Source organism: uncultured Clostridium sp., from assembly GCF_963527835.1.
Lineage (GTDB): Bacteria > Bacillota > Clostridia > Clostridiales > Clostridiaceae > Clostridium.
The window spans coordinates 37,345-54,810 of the sequence record NZ_CAURTC010000001.1 but is presented as its reverse complement, the minus strand read 5'-3'; the positions used below and the strand labels follow the sequence as shown (position 1 = coordinate 54,810).

The 17,466-nt window shown below is 27.6% G+C and carries 17 protein-coding genes and 1 pseudogene; 15 read left to right on the top strand and 3 right to left on the bottom strand.

The annotated features are described in order from the left end of the window. The first annotated feature begins 143 nt into the window (after positions 1–143). The 4 genes from RYM86_RS00390 (at position 144) to RYM86_RS00375 (ending at position 4,006) form a co-directional block, all read left to right on the top strand. Positions 144–947 (top strand): ribose-phosphate pyrophosphokinase, encoded by an 804-nt coding sequence (locus tag RYM86_RS00390; RefSeq protein WP_315076336.1) that lies wholly within the window; start codon positions 144–146, stop codon positions 945–947. Between the two features lie 76 nt (positions 948–1,023). Beyond that, on the top strand, positions 1,024–1,563 hold the full coding sequence (locus RYM86_RS00385) for an isochorismatase family protein (protein WP_315076333.1): 540 nt from the start codon (positions 1,024–1,026) through the stop codon (positions 1,561–1,563). A 121-nt stretch (positions 1,564–1,684) separates the two neighbouring features. Then, the gene (locus tag RYM86_RS00380) at positions 1,685–3,154 is read left to right on the top strand and encodes a nicotinate phosphoribosyltransferase (protein ID WP_315076741.1); all 1,470 of its coding nucleotides are present in this window, start codon (positions 1,685–1,687) and stop codon (positions 3,152–3,154) included. A gap of 30 nt (positions 3,155–3,184) precedes the next feature. After that, positions 3,185–4,006 (top strand): NADAR family protein, encoded by an 822-nt coding sequence (locus tag RYM86_RS00375; protein ID WP_315076330.1) that lies wholly within the window; start codon positions 3,185–3,187, stop codon positions 4,004–4,006. Positions 4,007–4,091: 85 nt separating this feature from the next. Here the strand turns inward: RYM86_RS00375 and RYM86_RS00370 are convergent, their stop codons facing one another. Continuing rightward, positions 4,092–4,928, bottom strand: a complete 837-nt coding sequence (locus RYM86_RS00370; protein WP_315076328.1) for a FlxA-like family protein — start codon at positions 4,926–4,928, stop codon at positions 4,092–4,094. A 169-nt stretch (positions 4,929–5,097) separates the two neighbouring features. Between RYM86_RS00370 and RYM86_RS00365 the strand changes: the two genes are divergently transcribed. The 4 genes and pseudogenes from RYM86_RS00365 to RYM86_RS00350 form a co-directional block, all read left to right on the top strand. Next, positions 5,098–6,924 (top strand): S8 family peptidase, encoded by a 1,827-nt coding sequence (locus tag RYM86_RS00365; protein ID WP_315076327.1) that lies wholly within the window; start codon positions 5,098–5,100, stop codon positions 6,922–6,924. Continuing rightward, positions 6,911–8,632 carry a S8 family peptidase gene (locus tag RYM86_RS00360; protein ID WP_315076324.1) on the top strand — a complete coding sequence of 574 codons (1,722 nt, stop codon included), beginning with the start codon at positions 6,911–6,913 and terminating at the stop codon, positions 8,630–8,632. The genes RYM86_RS00365 and RYM86_RS00360 overlap by 14 nt, the downstream gene beginning before the upstream one ends. A 161-nt stretch (positions 8,633–8,793) precedes the next feature. Then, positions 8,794–10,194 (top strand): aldehyde dehydrogenase, encoded by a 1,401-nt coding sequence (locus tag RYM86_RS00355; protein WP_315076319.1) that lies wholly within the window; start codon positions 8,794–8,796, stop codon positions 10,192–10,194. A 108-nt stretch (positions 10,195–10,302) separates the two neighbouring features. Then, positions 10,303–10,464 (top strand): annotated as a pseudogene (locus RYM86_RS00350) (MATE family efflux transporter); the annotation flags it as partial. Positions 10,465–10,484: 20 nt separating this feature from the next. On the opposite strand, the gene RYM86_RS00345 reads toward RYM86_RS00350, so the two are convergent. Together RYM86_RS00345 and RYM86_RS00340 are read right to left on the bottom strand one after the other, a co-directional pair. Then, on the bottom strand, positions 10,485–12,032 hold the full coding sequence (locus RYM86_RS00345) for a recombinase family protein (RefSeq protein ID WP_315076316.1): 1,548 nt from the start codon (positions 12,030–12,032) through the stop codon (positions 10,485–10,487). 39 nt (positions 12,033–12,071) lie between these two features. Further along, positions 12,072–12,479 carry a helix-turn-helix transcriptional regulator gene (locus tag RYM86_RS00340; RefSeq protein ID WP_315076312.1) on the bottom strand — a complete coding sequence of 136 codons (408 nt, stop codon included), beginning with the start codon at positions 12,477–12,479 and terminating at the stop codon, positions 12,072–12,074. A 259-nt stretch (positions 12,480–12,738) separates the two neighbouring features. Between RYM86_RS00340 and RYM86_RS00335 the strand changes: the two genes are divergently transcribed. The 7 genes from RYM86_RS00335 (at position 12,739) to RYM86_RS00305 (ending at position 17,448) form a co-directional block, all read left to right on the top strand. Continuing rightward, entirely contained in the window at positions 12,739–12,945 is a 207-nt protein-coding gene (locus tag RYM86_RS00335) for a helix-turn-helix transcriptional regulator (protein ID WP_315076310.1), read from the top strand. Between the two features lie 336 nt (positions 12,946–13,281). Continuing rightward, positions 13,282–13,443 carry a hypothetical protein gene (locus RYM86_RS00330; RefSeq protein ID WP_315076306.1) on the top strand — a complete coding sequence of 54 codons (162 nt, stop codon included), beginning with the start codon at positions 13,282–13,284 and terminating at the stop codon, positions 13,441–13,443. A 9-nt stretch (positions 13,444–13,452) separates the two neighbouring features. Further along, complete coding sequence (locus RYM86_RS00325) at positions 13,453–13,641, top strand: hypothetical protein (RefSeq protein WP_315076740.1); 189 nt, start codon at positions 13,453–13,455, stop codon at positions 13,639–13,641. Between the two features lie 116 nt (positions 13,642–13,757). Continuing rightward, positions 13,758–13,919, top strand: a complete 162-nt coding sequence (locus tag RYM86_RS00320; RefSeq protein WP_315076305.1) for a hypothetical protein — start codon at positions 13,758–13,760, stop codon at positions 13,917–13,919. Positions 13,920–14,021: 102 nt separating this feature from the next. After that, the gene (locus RYM86_RS00315) at positions 14,022–15,992 is read left to right on the top strand and encodes an AAA family ATPase (protein ID WP_315076303.1); all 1,971 of its coding nucleotides are present in this window, start codon (positions 14,022–14,024) and stop codon (positions 15,990–15,992) included. 5 nt (positions 15,993–15,997) lie between these two features. Beyond that, positions 15,998–16,741 carry a hypothetical protein gene (locus RYM86_RS00310; RefSeq protein ID WP_315076301.1) on the top strand — a complete coding sequence of 248 codons (744 nt, stop codon included), beginning with the start codon at positions 15,998–16,000 and terminating at the stop codon, positions 16,739–16,741. Beyond that, the gene (locus RYM86_RS00305; protein WP_315076299.1) at positions 16,741–17,448 is read left to right on the top strand and encodes an MBL fold metallo-hydrolase; all 708 of its coding nucleotides are present in this window, start codon (positions 16,741–16,743) and stop codon (positions 17,446–17,448) included. Before RYM86_RS00310 ends, RYM86_RS00305 begins: the two co-directional genes overlap by 1 nt. Positions 17,449–17,466 lie beyond the last annotated feature (18 nt).

The following is a 17,466-nucleotide window of genomic DNA, read 5'->3' as shown; positions in this document are numbered from 1 at the left end:
TGGACAGAAAGATCTACATTAAAATTCTAAAGGTAAAATTAGAATGCTGATTTTTATCTATTTATTGTATGTATCAACACATATTTAAAACAGATAAAATTAAAAGTTATGTTACACAATATATGAGAGAGGTGGATTTGGAAATGCTATATTTAAATGGAAAAAAGGTTAATATAAAAAAATTTCCTAATGGAGAATCACTAATTAGTAGTGAAAACTTAATTATAAATGAACAAATTAATGAGATAAAATTAAAATTTGAAAGTGATGAAGATATAACTAAATTAATATTTCTTAGAGGTCATTTAGAGGAATTTAATTTAAGATGTAATTTAGTTATGGGATATATGCCATATAGCAGAATGGATAGAACTGAAGGTATGACAGTATTTACATTAAAACATGTTTGTAAATTGATAAATTCATTAGATTTTGAAAATGTATATATTTATGAACCACATTCAGATGTAAGTGTTGCATTACTTGATAGGGTAAGAGTAGTTAATATGTCTAAAGAATTAACAGAAAAAGCTTTAGATGAAGTTGAAAAAGTTAAAGACGAGCCTATTTATTTAGTTTATCCTGATGCAGGAGCGGCTAAAAGGTACAGTAAACAAATTGAATTTGATAAGGTATTAACTGCAAATAAGGAAAGAGATTTTAAAAGTGGGTATATTAAAAAGCTTGATATAAATGGAATTTTAGATAATAACAAGTTTAAAGCGATTATTGTAGATGATTTATGCTCAAAAGGTGGAACATTTACACTTACAGCAGGTAAACTTAGAGAAATGGGAGCTACAGAAATATATTTAGTTGTGACTCATTGTGAGGATACTATATTTAAGGGCGATATTCTAAAAACGGATTTAATTAAGAAAATTTATACAACAAATAGTATTTTAAATAGAAAACATGAAAAAATAGATGTAACTGAAGTAATCTAAAAAATAACAGATGTTTACATTTTCTATAAAGCTTGTGGACAGAGAAAATTACAATTATTTTTAGGAGGAATTTAAAATGAAAAAACTATTAGTAGTTATAGATTATCAAGAGGATTTTGTAAATGGAACTTTAGGATTTGAGAAAGCTGAAACTTTGGAAGAAGGTATATATAATAAGGTGAAAAGTTATTTAGATAATGGAGATAAAGTAGTATTTACTTACGATACTCATTATGAAAATTATCTAAATACTAGAGAAGGAAAGAATTTGCCTGTACCACATTGTTATATAGGAACTAAAGGTCATGAACTATATGGTAGATTAGAAGAATTTAAAGATGCAAAAAATACATTCCATTATAATAAAGAAGCTTTTGGAATATCACCAAAGGATATGATTAGGTTAGGTGAAGATGTTGGATTAGATATAGCTGAAATTGAATTTGTAGGTGTAGTAAGTAACATGTGTGTAATAAGTAATGTAGTTATATTTCAAGCTCAATATATTAATGCACAGCTTCTAGTAGATGGGAGTCTTTGTGCAAGTTTTGATGACATTTTACATGAGAAGGCATTAGATATAATAGAATCTTTGCAAGTTAAAGTAAATAGATAAGTTTAATTGTTAATTAAGCTATGTTTTAAATATGTGTTGATATATGCATAAACAAAATGGACATAGCAATTAAACTTAGGAATACTAAATACAGATATTAATTAAAATGGGGAAGTGTGAGATTATGAGTCCATTACTATTAACTGATTTTTATAAAACAATACATCATATGTGTTATGCAGAAGGAATGACAAAGCTCGTGAGCTATTGGACACCTAGAATGTCTAGAAAAGAAAATATGAATAAGGTTGTTATGTTTGGATTACAATCTTTTTTGAAAAAATATATGATTGAATATTTTAATGAAAATTTCTTTAGTGTTCATAAAGAGCAAATAGTAAGTTCATATAAGAGAGTTATTTCAAAAACAATGGGGGAAATGGCAGCTGATACTACTCATATTGAAAAACTACATGATTTAGGTTATTTACCTATTCAAATTAAAGCAGTACCAGAGGGGACAAGAGTTAATATAAAGACTCCTATGATTGAAATTACTAATACTCATGATGATTTTGCATGGCTTGTAAATTATTTAGAGACATTTATGAGCTGTAATATATGGCAACCGATGACAAGTGCAACCATTGCATATAGATATAGAGAAATTGTAGAAAAATATTTTGAATTAACAGTAGTGAATGGTGATGTGACTAAAGCTTGTGGAGACTTTAGTATGAGAGGTTTTAGTTCTATAGAAAGTGCACAAGTTAGTAGTGCTGGACATTTACTTTCGTTTACAGGAACTGCTACTATTTCTTCAATTCTTTATTTAGAAGAGTATTATAATTGTAATATAGAAAATGAAATTGTAGGTATTGGTACTCCATCAACAGAGCATAGTGTAATGTGTAGTTATGGCAGTGATGAACTTAAAGCTTATAAAAGATTAATTAATGATGTATTTCCAAGTGGAATTTTGAGTATAGTTTCAGATACTTATGATTACTGGAACTTAATAATTAATATTCTTCCAACATTAAAAGATGATATTTTAAATAGGGATGGAAAAATTGTTATAAGAGGTGATAGTGGAGATCCTGTTAAGATAATTTGTGGAGATAAGGATGCTCCAAAAGATAGTCCAGAATATAAAGGAACAGTTGAACTTTTATATGAGATATTTGGTGGACAAGTAAATGAAAAAGGATATAAAGTCTTAGATTCTCATATAGGAACAATTTATGGAGATAGCATTACAGTAGAGCGATGTGAAGAAATATGTAAGCAGTTGATGAATAAAGATTTTGCAGTAAATAATTGTACTTTTGGAATAGGGTCATACACATATCAATACAACACTCGTGATACATTTGGATTTGCATTAAAAGCGACTCATGCAATTATAAATGGTAAGGAAAAATTTATATTTAAAGATCCTAAAACGGATAATGGAAATTTTAAAAAATCACAAAAAGGTATGTGTTATGTTTATAAAAATAATGATGATGTTCTTTACAAAGATGAATTAACAATACAAGAACAGGAAAGCTGCAAAGATAATTTACTACAAGTTGTATTTAAAGACGGAAATTTAATTAAAGAGTATTCACTTAAAGAAATAAGAGAAAGACTGCATGGAAAATTTTAAGTATATATTAAAAGAAAGAAGAGTGAAATTGTGAATGAGTATAATATGAATAAATTAATGGCTCCTTTATGGATCAAATATCCTCATATACCAAATGGAAGTATTGGTTGGAGAATGGGGTATGGTGAATCATATAGTGAAAAATTTTATAGCTGGTTTTCAAAGTTAAGTGAAGAAAAGAAAAATCAATATAATGAATTGTTCGAAAAACCTAAAATGTGGGAGACTTCTACTTCATTTAAAAATATTAAATTTTGGACCAAGAATGGAAAGCCAGAATATTCAAGAAAACAATTAATAGAAGATTTCAGTAACAGAAATAGAATTAAGTATATTTTCTTTTGGGGACATCAACCTTCTAAAAATGGTGAAATTTCAGCATCTTGTTTTAGTCAGTGGTATGAAAGTGAATTTAGTATAGGACATATTAAGTATTTTTGTATGGAACAATATATGATGTCATATAAAGCAAAGCTTTTTGATGACAATGAAATAGAGGAAAAAATAATGAACAGTAAACATCCTAAAGAGATTAAAGTATTAGGTAGAAAAATTAAAAATTTTAATGAAGATACTTGGAATAAATACAAATATTCAATAATTTTAAATGGAAGTTATGCTAAATTTACTCAAGATGAAGAGCTTAGAAAATTTTTATTAAGCACAAAAGATAGAATTTTAGTAGAGGCAAGTCCTTATGATAACATATGGGGAATTAAAATGAGTAAAGATAACCCTAATATTGAAGATCCAATAGCGTGGAAAGGTGAAAATCTTTTGGGATTTGCTTTAACTGAGGTTAGATCTGAAATAAGTAGAGTATATAAAAATTATGATAAAATAGATTTATAGTTTATATAATTTAAAATAGTAGATAACTTTATGTGAAATAAGTTATCTACTATTTTTTAGTTAGAAATTTAAATGTTTTTAGGAGCTATTTATTTTGCTTAGTTTTTAGATTTTTATCTAAATTTTGTTTTAAGTTGTCTTTGATATTTTCTTGTTCTTTATTATCACTCACAACTTGTTTTTCTTTGTTGATTTTATCATCGTTAGAGTCAAGCTTTTTAGTAGCTATTTCAGTCTGGTATTGTATCCTTTTAGCAGCATTATTGATTTTATTAATTTCTTTAGATACACTATGTTCTAAAGATGATATACTTTTAGTGATTTGAGCTAGACGTTTGTCGTTATAATTGCTTGGATTGGTATATCCATTTAAGTCGGTAACATGTTTAATATACCCTTTTTCAACTAACTGCCTATTTTTACTATCTTTAAGCAAATGAATATTATCTTTAGAATGACTGAACTTTATAAGCTCATTTAAACTTGCAGAGATTATTATATCGTCTCTAACTTCATCTTCATCAGCTTTAAGCGCTTCTTCTTTAGCTTTTTTCTTTAACATTTCTTCTTGCTCTTTTTGAATTTCTTTTTCTTTTTCGTTCATGTTTAATTGTTGAATTTGAGCTTCAATATCTTGAAGATTTTCATTTATTTCCTCAAGTTTATATTTCTTTTCTTTAGAATCCATAGTTGTTTCAATTAAAGATTGTTTTCTTTCTTTTAAATCCTGTTTTTGTTTTTGAAGTTTTTCAATTAAGTCACTCTTAGTGTTATCTTGTTTTTGTATAGTAAGACTTGATGTTTTTTTATCATCATTATCTTTTTTCAAATCTTTGTTATAGTTATTATTAATTTCACCTATTCTTTTAAAATTATTAGATCTAACTATATTTATATTATTTGAATTTATATTTAAACTCATAATGGAAAATAGTCCTCCTTTCATAAAATAATTCATACAATTTAATTATCGGATATTTTTACAAAAAAATTACATTATAAGAATATAAAGAGAAAAATATTATTAAAAAGAAATTTTTATTAAAATTTATACATATTAATAACTATAAACAATATAGGAGAAAAATAAAATGAATTCAAGATTATGTCCTGGGTACTATTCTGGAAATTCACCTAATTTTTTAGTTGAATATAGAGGGGATTTTAAGAGTGAAATAGATAAGGTATCATATGCTTGTGGAGATGTATTAACCAATACCATAGGTGTTATATCATTACCTTATGAATATTTAGATCAAGTATTAATAGATGTTCCTTCAATTAAATTTATTGATTTTAGAAGCATGTCTGTATTACAAGATATTTCGCCAAGTTCAATTGATCAAATATTAACAATAAAGAAGAATCCATATTTAAATTTAACAGGAAAAGGTGTATTAGTAGGAATCGTAGATACCGGAATAGATTATTTAAATAATGAATTTATTAGGGAAGATGGAACATCAAGAATAGCTGCAATATGGGATCAAACTATAGAAAATGTTAAAGCTGAATCTGTATATCTTGGAAATATTTATTCTAATGAAGAAATAAATAAAGCAATAAATGCCCATAAAAATAATCAAGATCCATATGCTATTGTTCCTTCAAAAGATGATGTTGGTCATGGAACAGAAATGGCAGGAATTATTGGGGCTAGAGGGTATAATGGAAATTTTCAAGGAGTTGCTAATGATTGTGAATTTGTAATTGTTAAACTGCTAGAATCTTTAAATTCTCAAAAAATTTTACAGGGAAATAGTGTTAAATATACGCCGATATATAATGCATCTGAGATTTTAGCAGGTATAGAATATTTAAAGAATTTCTCAGTAAAGATGAAAAAACCTATAGTTATTTATTTAGGAGTTGGTACAACAGAAGGAAGTCATGATGGCAATAGCTTGATTTCAAAATATTTAACTTCTGTAGCAAGTATAAGAGGTATAGTATTGGTTACAGGAGTTGGGAATGAAGGAGCTGCAGAAGGTCATGCATCAGGTATTATTAAAAATGTGGGTGAAACAGATAGCATGGAATTAAATATACCTAGAGAAATGAAGAGCCTTTCCTTTAATATATGGGTAAAAAGACCTAATAAAATGTCACTTAATGTGATTTCACCTACAGGAGAAGAGAGTAGTTTTATTCAGGCTAAAAGAAACAAAAGAGAGGAAATTAATTTTGTTTTTTCAAAAACTAAATTAAAAATTAATTACCATATGCCTGAAAATTTTTCTGGCCATGAAGTTATTGAGTTAATTTTCGCTAATATAAATCCTGGAATATGGAAATTTGTTTTAAGAGGAGATTATATAAGTGATGGTGAATATAATACATGGCTTCAACCTCAAGTAACATTACCAGATAATACGAAGTTTTTAGAGCCAGATCCGTTTAGTACATTAACAATTCCATCAACTGCAAGGAAAGTGGTTACGGTTGCATATCATGGATTACTTAATGAGTCTTTAATTGCTACTTCTGGAAAGGGATTTAATACTAATAATTTAATTAATCCTGATATTGCTACAGTAGGGATAAATATTTTAACAACAAAAGCTTTAGGAGAAACTACTGTTGCATCAGGAAGTTCAGCTGCAACAGCTGTAGTTGCAGGGGGCTGTGCGCTACTATTACAATGGGGAATAGTTGATGAAAATGATACTACTATGTATTCTACTAAAATTAGGAGTTACTTAATATATGGTGCTTATAGAAAACCAGAATATACATATCCAAACAGAGAAACTGGATATGGAAGTTTTGATTTACTGGGTACATTTAATATTATAAGTAGAAAATATATAAAAACTAGGAATAATATGAATTTTAGAAATGACAACTTTATTCAATACCAAGTTGATGAATTATTTATAAGAATTCCAAAGGAGATGATGCCAAATGTTAAGATATGAGTCTAATATTCCTAGAAATCTTTTTCATAATACAAATTATAATCATTACATTGTACAATATCAAGGTGAAATAGATGAACAAGCATTACAAAAAAAAGGATATTATATAGCAATAATTAATGATAAATATGCTATAATTTCCGCTGAAAAAGGCAAGAAAATTAATGTTGATGATCCTTTATTTGATAATATTGTATATATTAAAGGTACAGAAACTTATACACTTCAAGAAATCACACCTATAGAAGCTTCACAAGTAAGAAGATTACAAATAAATCTGCCGCTTCAATTAACTGGGAATAGGGTGACTGTTGGTATTATTGATACTGGAATTGATTATTTGAGTAGTGAGTTTATGACTTTGCAGGGAGATACTAGAATAGAATGTATATGGGATCAGACAATAACATCAGATAAAGATGGTGAGATTGAGCTTGTACCATATGGAGCTTTATATGTAAAAGATAAAATAAATGAAGCAATAAAGGCTTACAATGAAGGAAAATCACCATATGATATTGTGCCTAGTATTGATGAAATTGGACATGGAACTAGTATGAGTGGAATAATCGGAGCTACTGGTAAAAATCCTGAACTTAAGGGTGTTGCGCCAGAGTGCAAGTTTGTAGTTGTAAAATTAATAGAGGATTATTCAAATAAAGCTCAATTTGGCGCAAAAGTGCCTATATATAATATTACTGCAATATTCTCTGCTTTAGAATTTTTATACGAATATGCACTAAAAAAATCTGAACCTATGGTTATATATCTTCCACTTGGAAGTAATTCTGGAAATCATAGAGGTAATGGGATTTTACCTGACTATATAGAATCAATTTCTAACAGCAGAGGTATAGCTGTAGTAACAGGTGCAGGAAATGAAAGAGCTAGAGGAGGACATGCATCTGGAACTATATCTAAATCTGGTGAAGCAAGAAGTATAGAGCTAAATGTATCGCCAGATCAAAAATATTTATGGGCAGAAATTTGGGCTGCTCCACCGAATATAATGACTGTGGATATAGTTTCACCATCAGGAGAAAATACAGGAACAATACCTGCAATAATTAATCTTAGTGAAGGTTATAATTTTATTTTTGAAAAAACATCAATAAAGGTTGAATTTTATATTCCAGAAGAAAATACAGGAGACGAATTAATACGTATAGAATTTTTTGATTTACAACCTGGAATATGGAAAATAAAATTAATAGCAAATTTCGTATTAGATGGAGCCTATAATATATGGATACCACAATATGGATTATCCATAGGGGACACTTCTTTAAGCCCTTCGGATCCTTTTGGTACATTTACAACACCAGGGGGATCAAATTCAATAATTACAGTAGCAGCGTATAATCAAAATAACAATAATATAGTAAATTATTCAGGAATGTCATTTTTAGATGATTATATAGATAGAATTGATGTTGCAGCAGGTGGAGTAAATGCTGTAGCTGTAGCTCCTAATAATTCGATTACAACAGTAAATGGAACCAGTGTTTCTGCTGCTGTTGTTGCTGGAACTTGTGCAATTTTATTTGAATGGGGAATTATAGATGGGAATGATCCTTACATGTATTCTCAAACAATGAAAACTTATTTAGCTAGAGGAACTAAACAGAGACCAGGAGATTCATATCCTAATCCTCAGTGGGGATATGGAATATTAGATGTGCTTGGGATTTTTGCTAATATGACTTAAAAATAATATTATAGTATATTTTTAGAAAGCATTAATGAAATAATAGAAGATATAGGAATTTAAGATTAAATACTTATATTAATATAAAATGTATGTTACTATTTAAAAGTTTTTAGGTTAATATAAATTATATAATATATAGTTTAAGGAGTATTAGATTAATGACATATAAAGAACTTGACTTGAAAGACGTAGAGGAGATGCTTAAAAAACATAATGAGTTTTTTGAATGTAAAGAAACTAAAAGCATTGAATTTAGAATAAAACAACTCAAATTACTTAAAATTGGAATAAAAAAATATGAAAATCACATTTATAAAGCATTAAATTTAGATTTAGGAAAAAGTGAATTTGAATCATATGCTACAGAAATAGGTTTCATATTATCAAGTATTAAGAATTCTATAAAAAAATTAAGAAAGTGGTCAAAATTTAAAAGAGTTAAAACACCTATTTATTTATTACCATCTAAAGGATATATAATGTATGAGCCTTATGGCACAGTACTTATAATGGGACCTTATAATTATCCATTTCAACTTTTAATTGAACCATTAATAGGTGCAATATCGGCAGGAAACTGCGCTGTATTAAAACCATCAGAACTTTCTCCTAATGTATCTCAAGTAGTTAGTAAGATAATTTCTGAAACTTATAATGAAAATTATATTACATGTATTGAGGGTGGGATAGAAACTAATACAGCTTTAATAAATTCTAAATTTGATTATATATTTTTTACTGGCAGTGTTAATGTTGGAAAAATAGTTATGAAAGCAGCAGCTGAAAGTTTAATTCCTATTACTTTAGAACTAGGAGGAAAAAGTCCTGTTATAGTTGATAAAAGTACAAATGTAAAAGTTGCAGCTAAAAGAATTATATGGGGAAAAACATTAAATGCTGGTCAAACATGTGTGGCACCAGATTATGTTTTAGTTGAAAAGTCCATTAAAGATAGTCTTATTGAAGAAATGAAAAAAGTTATACAAGAATTCTATGGTACAGATGCAGAGAAAAGCACTGATTTTGGAAGAATAATTAATGAAAAACACTTTGAACGTATAAAGAAGATTATTGACAGTGATAAAGATTTTATAGTTTATGGTGGTAAAACTAATGTTAAAATTAATTATATAGAACCAACACTTATTGATATTACAGCCTCTGATTGTGTTTGTATGAAAGAAGAAATTTTTGGACCTGTTTTACCTATAATTGGGTATAGTAATTTAGATGAAGCTATTAAAAAAATAAAAAAATCACCCAAACCACTAGCTCTTTATGTATTTACTAATGATAAAGTAGTAGAAAATAAGATATTAAATGAAATTTCATCGGGAGGAGCATGTGTAAATGATGTTATAGCACATTTAGTAAATCCTAATTTACCATTTGGAGGGGTTGGAAATTCAGGAATGGGTTCTTATCATGGATATAATAGTTTTTTAACATTTTCACATGAAAAAAGTATACTTAAAAAGAGTGATAAAGCAGATATAACTTTATTATTTCCACCTTATAATAAAAGAAAGTTAGATATAATAAAAAAGTTTATGAAATAAATATAAAAAGTTTTAACTGTAAATATTATAGACAAAATTCTTTTTAGAGAATATAATACACATAGATGTTTATCTATGTGTATTGATTAAAGTATATTGGGAGGAAATATGAAAAGAATAGATTTAACAAAAGGTAAAGTTATTTCTGTATTAACAGCATTAGCTATACCTATTATGGGAAGTTCACTTCTCCAATTTACCTATAATTTAATAGATATGTTATGGTTAGGGAGACTTGGAAGTGATGCAGTTGCAAGTGTTGGATCAGCAAGACTTATATAACAACATGATTAAATTTCAATTATTTTTAAGTCAAATTCTTTTTCTGCGCCTTTCCAGGTCACATATTCAAAAATTTTTCTTATTTCAATTTGCTTTTCTTCAATAGTTAATTCATTAAAATTATCTAAAAAATAATCAATAGCTTTATTTAAAGTTTTAATATTGTCTTTCAATTTTGAATTATAATTATTTTTTTGTTCTAAAATAATTAGTTTTTCTTGTAAATTTTGTTTTGTTTTAGCTAATTCCTCCATTCTTTTAATTAAAGTCTTAGCTAAAGTTTTAGAAGCTAGTGCAAATTTATCTGTCAGCCCAGCTAACATTTCATCTATATTATTTATATCTTTTTCAATTTTTTTTAATTCGTTATTTTTTTTATTTATTTTTCCATAATTTTTATTAAGTAAATCATCAATGCCATTTAATTGTGCGGTTTTTAAAATTTCCAAAACATATTTTTCAGCTTTTTCTATGGTCAATCTACTGCCATTTCTAACAGCACCAGAATGATCACATTTACAAGTCTTTTTAAAAAAACGAATATAAGTATTATTTTTACGATTTTCTCTCCATACATTCATAGGAACACCGCAATACCCGCATTTAACCATTTGAGCAAGAAATGTATATTTACTTATACGTGGTTTAGGATCAATCGATATTTCTTTCAATCGTTCCTGAGCTTTAAGCCATATATTTGATTTTATAATTCCTGCATGTTTACTTGGAACAACTATTGTTTTATTTTTCTTATCCAATTTCTTTGAACCACTTTGGGCAGTTGTTCTTTGATATGTTAAATAACCATTTCCATTAATTGCACCATAAATTTCATAATTATTTAATTCTAAATATTTATTAACTAATTCACATGAATTGACGTATGTAGGACTATTTAAAACATTTGAAATTCTAGTTGGACTAGTATAAATTTGATACTTTTCTTTAACCAAAAAAGATATTTTTCTTGTACTATATCCATCAACAAACCAATTAAATATATCCTTAACAATGCTAATTTCGTCTTCATTTAAGGTCAGATAACTACATTCTTTATCATTTTCTATTACTCTTATAGAACTATAACCTAAAGGCAGAGTGCCACCAGTCCATTTTCCTTTTTTAGCAAGTTCTGTCATATTATCTTTAACTCTTTGTTTTATATTCATTCTTTCCATTTCTGCAATTCCTGCTAGCATTGTCATCATCATCATTCCACCTGAAGTACTGGGATCAAAACCTTCACTTATGGAAACCAGTTTTACATTATATATTTTAAATTTATTAAAAATATTAAAGAAATCAACTATATTTCTAGCAATTCTATCTATTTTGTATATTGCAATTGTATCAAATTTTTTAGTTTTAACCTTTTCCATCATTAGTTGGAATGCGGGTCTTTTGGTGTTTCCACCTGTAAATCCTTCATCTTGAAATATTTCAAATTCACAGTTTTCATTTTTAAAATAATCTTTAACCAATTTAATTTGTGTACCAATACTATCACCTGTATCAGTTAGACGAGACTTTCTTGTATATATTGCTATCTTTTTCATAATAAATACTCCTCAATATCTATTTAAGTAAGGTTAGTTTTATTTTTTTGTTTTAGTAATAAGATATTCTATGTCTGTTTTTAGTGCCGTTAAAATTAATTGATCAACCAAATCTAAACTATCAAAATCAATTGATTTAAAAAGTTTAGATTCAACATCTGATTCTTCTTTTAAGGCATTACTTTTAATCAATAATTTAACTGCTTCAAAAGTGCTTTTAAGATCATCTCTTGAATTTAAATAATTGTTTTCATCTATACCATAAATCCAATATTCCTCTGGTTTGTTACTAAAATTTACAAGTTTTATCATGAAAGTTTTAGAAGGATTTCTTTTACCATTTTCTATCATATTATAGTAACTTTCACTTACTTCTAATTTATCTGCTAACTCTCTTTTATTTAAATTTAAACTGTTTCTATAGTTTTCTAATCTAGTATAAAACATAAATGAATCAATCCTTTCATTTACATTATATCAAACTTAACAAAAATGTAAAGCTATTTAGTAAACTTAATTATTTAGCACTATATAATGAGATAAATTCAATAAAACTTAACAAAAATGTAAAATTGAAAATAAAAGTAATATTGCGAAAAATGTAGATAGAAGGAGATATTTTCCATAAATAGTTAAATATCGTTTAAAATGATACTTAACAAAAATGTTAAGTTGAGTTTATAATAAGTACATGGGAGGTGATAAAGTGAAATTAAAGCAAATGAGAAAGGAAAGTGGACTTAAAACTTGCAAAATAGCCGAAATATTAGGGATAAGTAGAATACAACTTTACAATTTAGAAAATGGTAAATATAAAATTAATATTGAAAAAATTGAAAAGTTTAGTGAAGTTTATAGAAAACCTAAAGAAGAAATAATCAAAGCCATAAAGGAGGGGATTGACAATGAGTGAGAATGAAAAACTTACTTATAAATTAATGCTTGAGCTTATAAGTAGGACAAGGAGTGATAATTATAAAAACTAAAATAATTGTCGATGGAGTAAAAATTAGAATAATAAATCCAGAAGCTATTGCCATAGCAGAACAAAAAATTATTGATTTTGTTTTGAAATATGAGTCAAGTACAAGATATTAGATATAGAATGCAAGCACATCTAAAACTTAAAAGCAATTACATTCAGTAATTTTCAGCTTTTTTATTATCGGAAAAATATAAACACTTTCTCAATATATTCTATGCGAGTAAGTGGATATTATTACAAAAATTTAATAAGGTGGGGTAAAAAATGTTGGAGGATGGAAAAATATTTTTAAATCTTTATTCAATATTAGTTATTGCAATTTTAACTTTAAGAACATTTAAGTTAGCAGGTACTGAAAAAGATTTGGAAGGATCTATTACAGTAGCAGCAGTTATTCCAATACTAATTTATCTAATAAATATTTAGGTGAATGTTATGGAAGCTAAGTGTTGTAAATGTAAAGAGTTTTGGAACATCAGCATAAAAGCTCAAATACCTCAAAATGGATATAAGTGTCCTAAATGTAGAGCTAAAGAAACAAAAGATAGAGAAAAGGCTAGAGAGGCAAGAAAGGGGAGAGTAAGTAATGTTTTGCTTAGGAATAGGCGAAGAGTTCATGCATAAGAGTAATAAATTTGAAATTATAAATATTTCAAGAAATTATTTCTTAGCACAAGATGAATTTAAAACTACAATTAAAAGATTTCCTATATTTAATGTGATTAAGGGAGGTGAGTAATTTGGTTTCAATTTACGATCCAAAACAAGACATTATAGAGGTAAGAGGACAATTAGATGATGGAAATTTAGAAGGAACAAAAGATGTATTTAGAAAACTTGAAGATGATATGAATGAAGTAATGAAAGTATTTGATAGGTTACTTTCAGATGTTAAAAGATAAAGAAAAGCTGCTAAGCAAACCGACCAAAGTAAAACTTAGCAACTTAGAAATATATTCAAAGAGATTATAACATAGTCTTGTGAAAATTAGGAGGGGTATTACATGATTAAACTTAAAAAATTAGAAATTAAAAACTTCAAAGGGATCAAAGAATTAACAGTTACATTTGGAACAGTTACTACTATTTTAGGAGAAAACGGAACAGGCAAAAGTACTATATTTGACGGATTTAACTGGTTACTATTCGGAAAAGATAGCCATGATAAGAAGAATTTTGAAATCCAAACATTAGACGAAAACAATGATGTAATTCATGGATTAGAACATTATGTAACAGGTTATTTAGATGTTGATGGAACAGAAAAAACTTTTAAAAGAACTTTAAATGAAAGATGGGTAAAGCCTAATGGAAAAGCTGAAGAAGAACTTAAAGGTTGCACTACAGATTATGAAATAGATGATATTCCAGTAAAACAAAAAGAATATCAAGCGGCTATATCAGAACTTGTAGATGAAAATTTGTTTAAGATGATTACTAATCCGTTATATTTTAGCTCACTTAACTGGACCAAGCAAAGAGAAATCTTACTTGACATTATTGGTGATATTTCAGAAGAAGATGTAATTAACTATAACAAAAGTTTAGAACCACTTAAGAAGCTGTTGACTGATGGAATTGATAACTTTAACAAAAGAACTAAGGCTAGTATTTCAAAACTTAAAGATCAAGTAAAGAGTATTCCTTATAGAATTGATGAATGTAATAACTCTATTGCAGAAGTAGATTTTTCAAAATTGGAACTTAAAAAATCATATATCCAAAGTAAGATTAACATTATTGATGAACAAATAGCAGATGCATCTAAAGCTAATGAAGGTAAGTTAAAGTTTCAAGATGAACTTTATAAAGCTAAATCTGAACTAGCAAATAAAATAAATGAATCATTAAAAAATTCCAATAAACCTTTGGAAGAAATAAATAAAAAAATAAATAATACTATGAACGAATTGCAATCTATAGCTTGGAACATAAAAGAAGCTGAAAGAGGAAGAGATTTAGCTTGTGAAGATGCGACTGGAATTAGAAAGACTATAGATATCAAGACTAATGAAAAGTCTGGTTTATTAAAGCAATATCATAGTGAAGAAGATAAAGTGTTTGAATTTGATGAATCTTTATCTAACTGTCCTTACTGCAGAAGGGAATATGATCACTCAAAGATAGATGAAATTAAAAAGGACTTAGAAGAAAGATTTAATAAAACAAAGTTTGATACAGTTGAAAAGATAAAAGAGCAAGGTATTAAATTAAAATCTCAAATAGAAAATTTAGATATAGAAGCAAAAGAATTAGATGATAAAGCTGAAAAATTGAGATTAAAAATCATAGATTCAGAATCTTCTAAAACAAATTTAGAAAAAGAACTTGAGGACTTAGAAAATACTAAGACAGGATTAAGTATTACCAAAGAAGTTCATGTTGAAGGAGAAGAGGAACTAAAAGCTAAAATATCAGAATTACAATTTCAAATAGATAACTTTATAAGTGCTGATAATACAGAACTTATAAAGCAAAAGAGAGTACTTCAAGAAGAATTAGAAGATATTACAAAAACATTAGGTAAGAAAGACACTAATGCTGAACTTAAGAAGAGAATGGAAGAGCTTAATCAAGAAGAAAAGGAACATCAAATTAAAATAGCAGACTTAGAAGGACAACAGTATCTTGGTGAAGAGTTTATAAGAACTAAAGTTGAGTTATTAGAAGATAGCATAAATAAAAAGTTTAAAGGAGTAGTAACATTTAAACTTTTCAATCAACAAGTAAATGGTGGATTAAGCGAAACTTGTGAAGCATTGATTAATGGTGTTCCCTTTAGTAATGCAAATACAGCTAGCCAAATAAATGCAGGACTTAGCATTATTAATACTTTATGTGAACATTACAAAGTGTCAGCACCTGTATTTATAGATAATGCAGAAGCGGTAAATGAAATAGGTTCTACAGATAGTCAATTAATTAAGTTAAAGGTTAGTTTGGATAAAGAATTAAAAGTAAAGGTGGGTAAATAAATAATATGAGTGAAAATAAAGAATTAACAGAACAACAAGGGACAAACATTGCAAATGATTTAGATACATTCGGTAGCATAAAAGGTTTTGAAAATACTTGCAGAATGGCTAAAGCACTTGCAAGCAGCACAATAGTACCAAAAGAATATCATGATAACATAGGAAATTGTCTTATTGCATTAGATGTTGCTAATAGAGTTGGATTAAGTCCTATTATGGTAATGCAAAATTTATATGTAGTAAATGGGAGACCTGCATGGGGTTCACAAAGCATAAGTGCATTAATCAATACATCTAAAAAATATGCTAAACCGCTTCAATATAAGATAGATGGCTCTGGAGATAAATTAAGCTGTTATGCATATACGCTTGACCATGAGGAAAATGAAATTAAAGGTCCAGTTATAACTATGAAAATGGCACAAGAGGAAGGATGGATAAATAAGAGTGGTTCTAAGTGGAAGACTATGCCTGAGGTAATGATTAGATATAGGGCAGCTAGTTTCTTTGGAAGATTGCATTGCTCAGAATTATTGTTAGGAATATATTCAGCTGATGAAGCTGTAGAATTAGAACCTGCAACAGTAATTGAGGTTACACATGAAGAAGTAAAGCAAGAAATTAAAGAAAATGCTAATCAAGAAATAATTGATATTCAAATTGAAGAAGTCAAAGAAGACGATAAAGAAAAATCTAAAAATGAAAATCCTACAGTAAAACAAACTGTAATGAAAACAGAGCCATTCTAATGATTAAAGTTGTAGCTACTGGATCAACAGGAAATTCATATATTATTCAAGCTGGAGAAGAAATTCTCTTGCTTGAATTAGGAATAAACTTCAAGAATATCAAAAAAACTTTAAATTACGATTTAAGTAAGGTTGTAGGTGCATTAGTAACTCATGAGCATAAAGATCATAGCAAAGGCGTAAATGATGCAATGAAAAGTGGAATTGATGTTTATATGAGTGAAGGAACTGCAGCAGGAATTGAATTTAAAGATACATCTTATGGTTATAGATTAAATTATTTAAAACATTCAGAATCCTATAAGATAGGTGGATTTTTAGTAGTTCCATTTAACACACAACATGATGTAAATGAACCTTTAGGATTTTTAATATATCATCCAGAGATAGGAAAGTTATTATTTGCAACGGATACCTATTATCTTAAATCTAAATTTCAAAATGTGGACCACATTTTAATTGAATGTAATTATTCAGAAGATGTACTACTAACATTACCAGCATGGAGAGCAAGGACGATTAAATCTCATATGAGTTTAGAAACATTAAAAGAAACTCTTAGAACTTGGAATTTGGAAGGAACTAAAGACATAATGCTTATCCATATAAGTGGAGAGAATGGTAATCCTAATAGGTTTAAAGAAGAAGTAGAAGAACTTACAGGAATTAAAACTTATGCAGCAATGCCAGGATTAGAAATAAAATAAGCTCCCAACTAAGGAGGA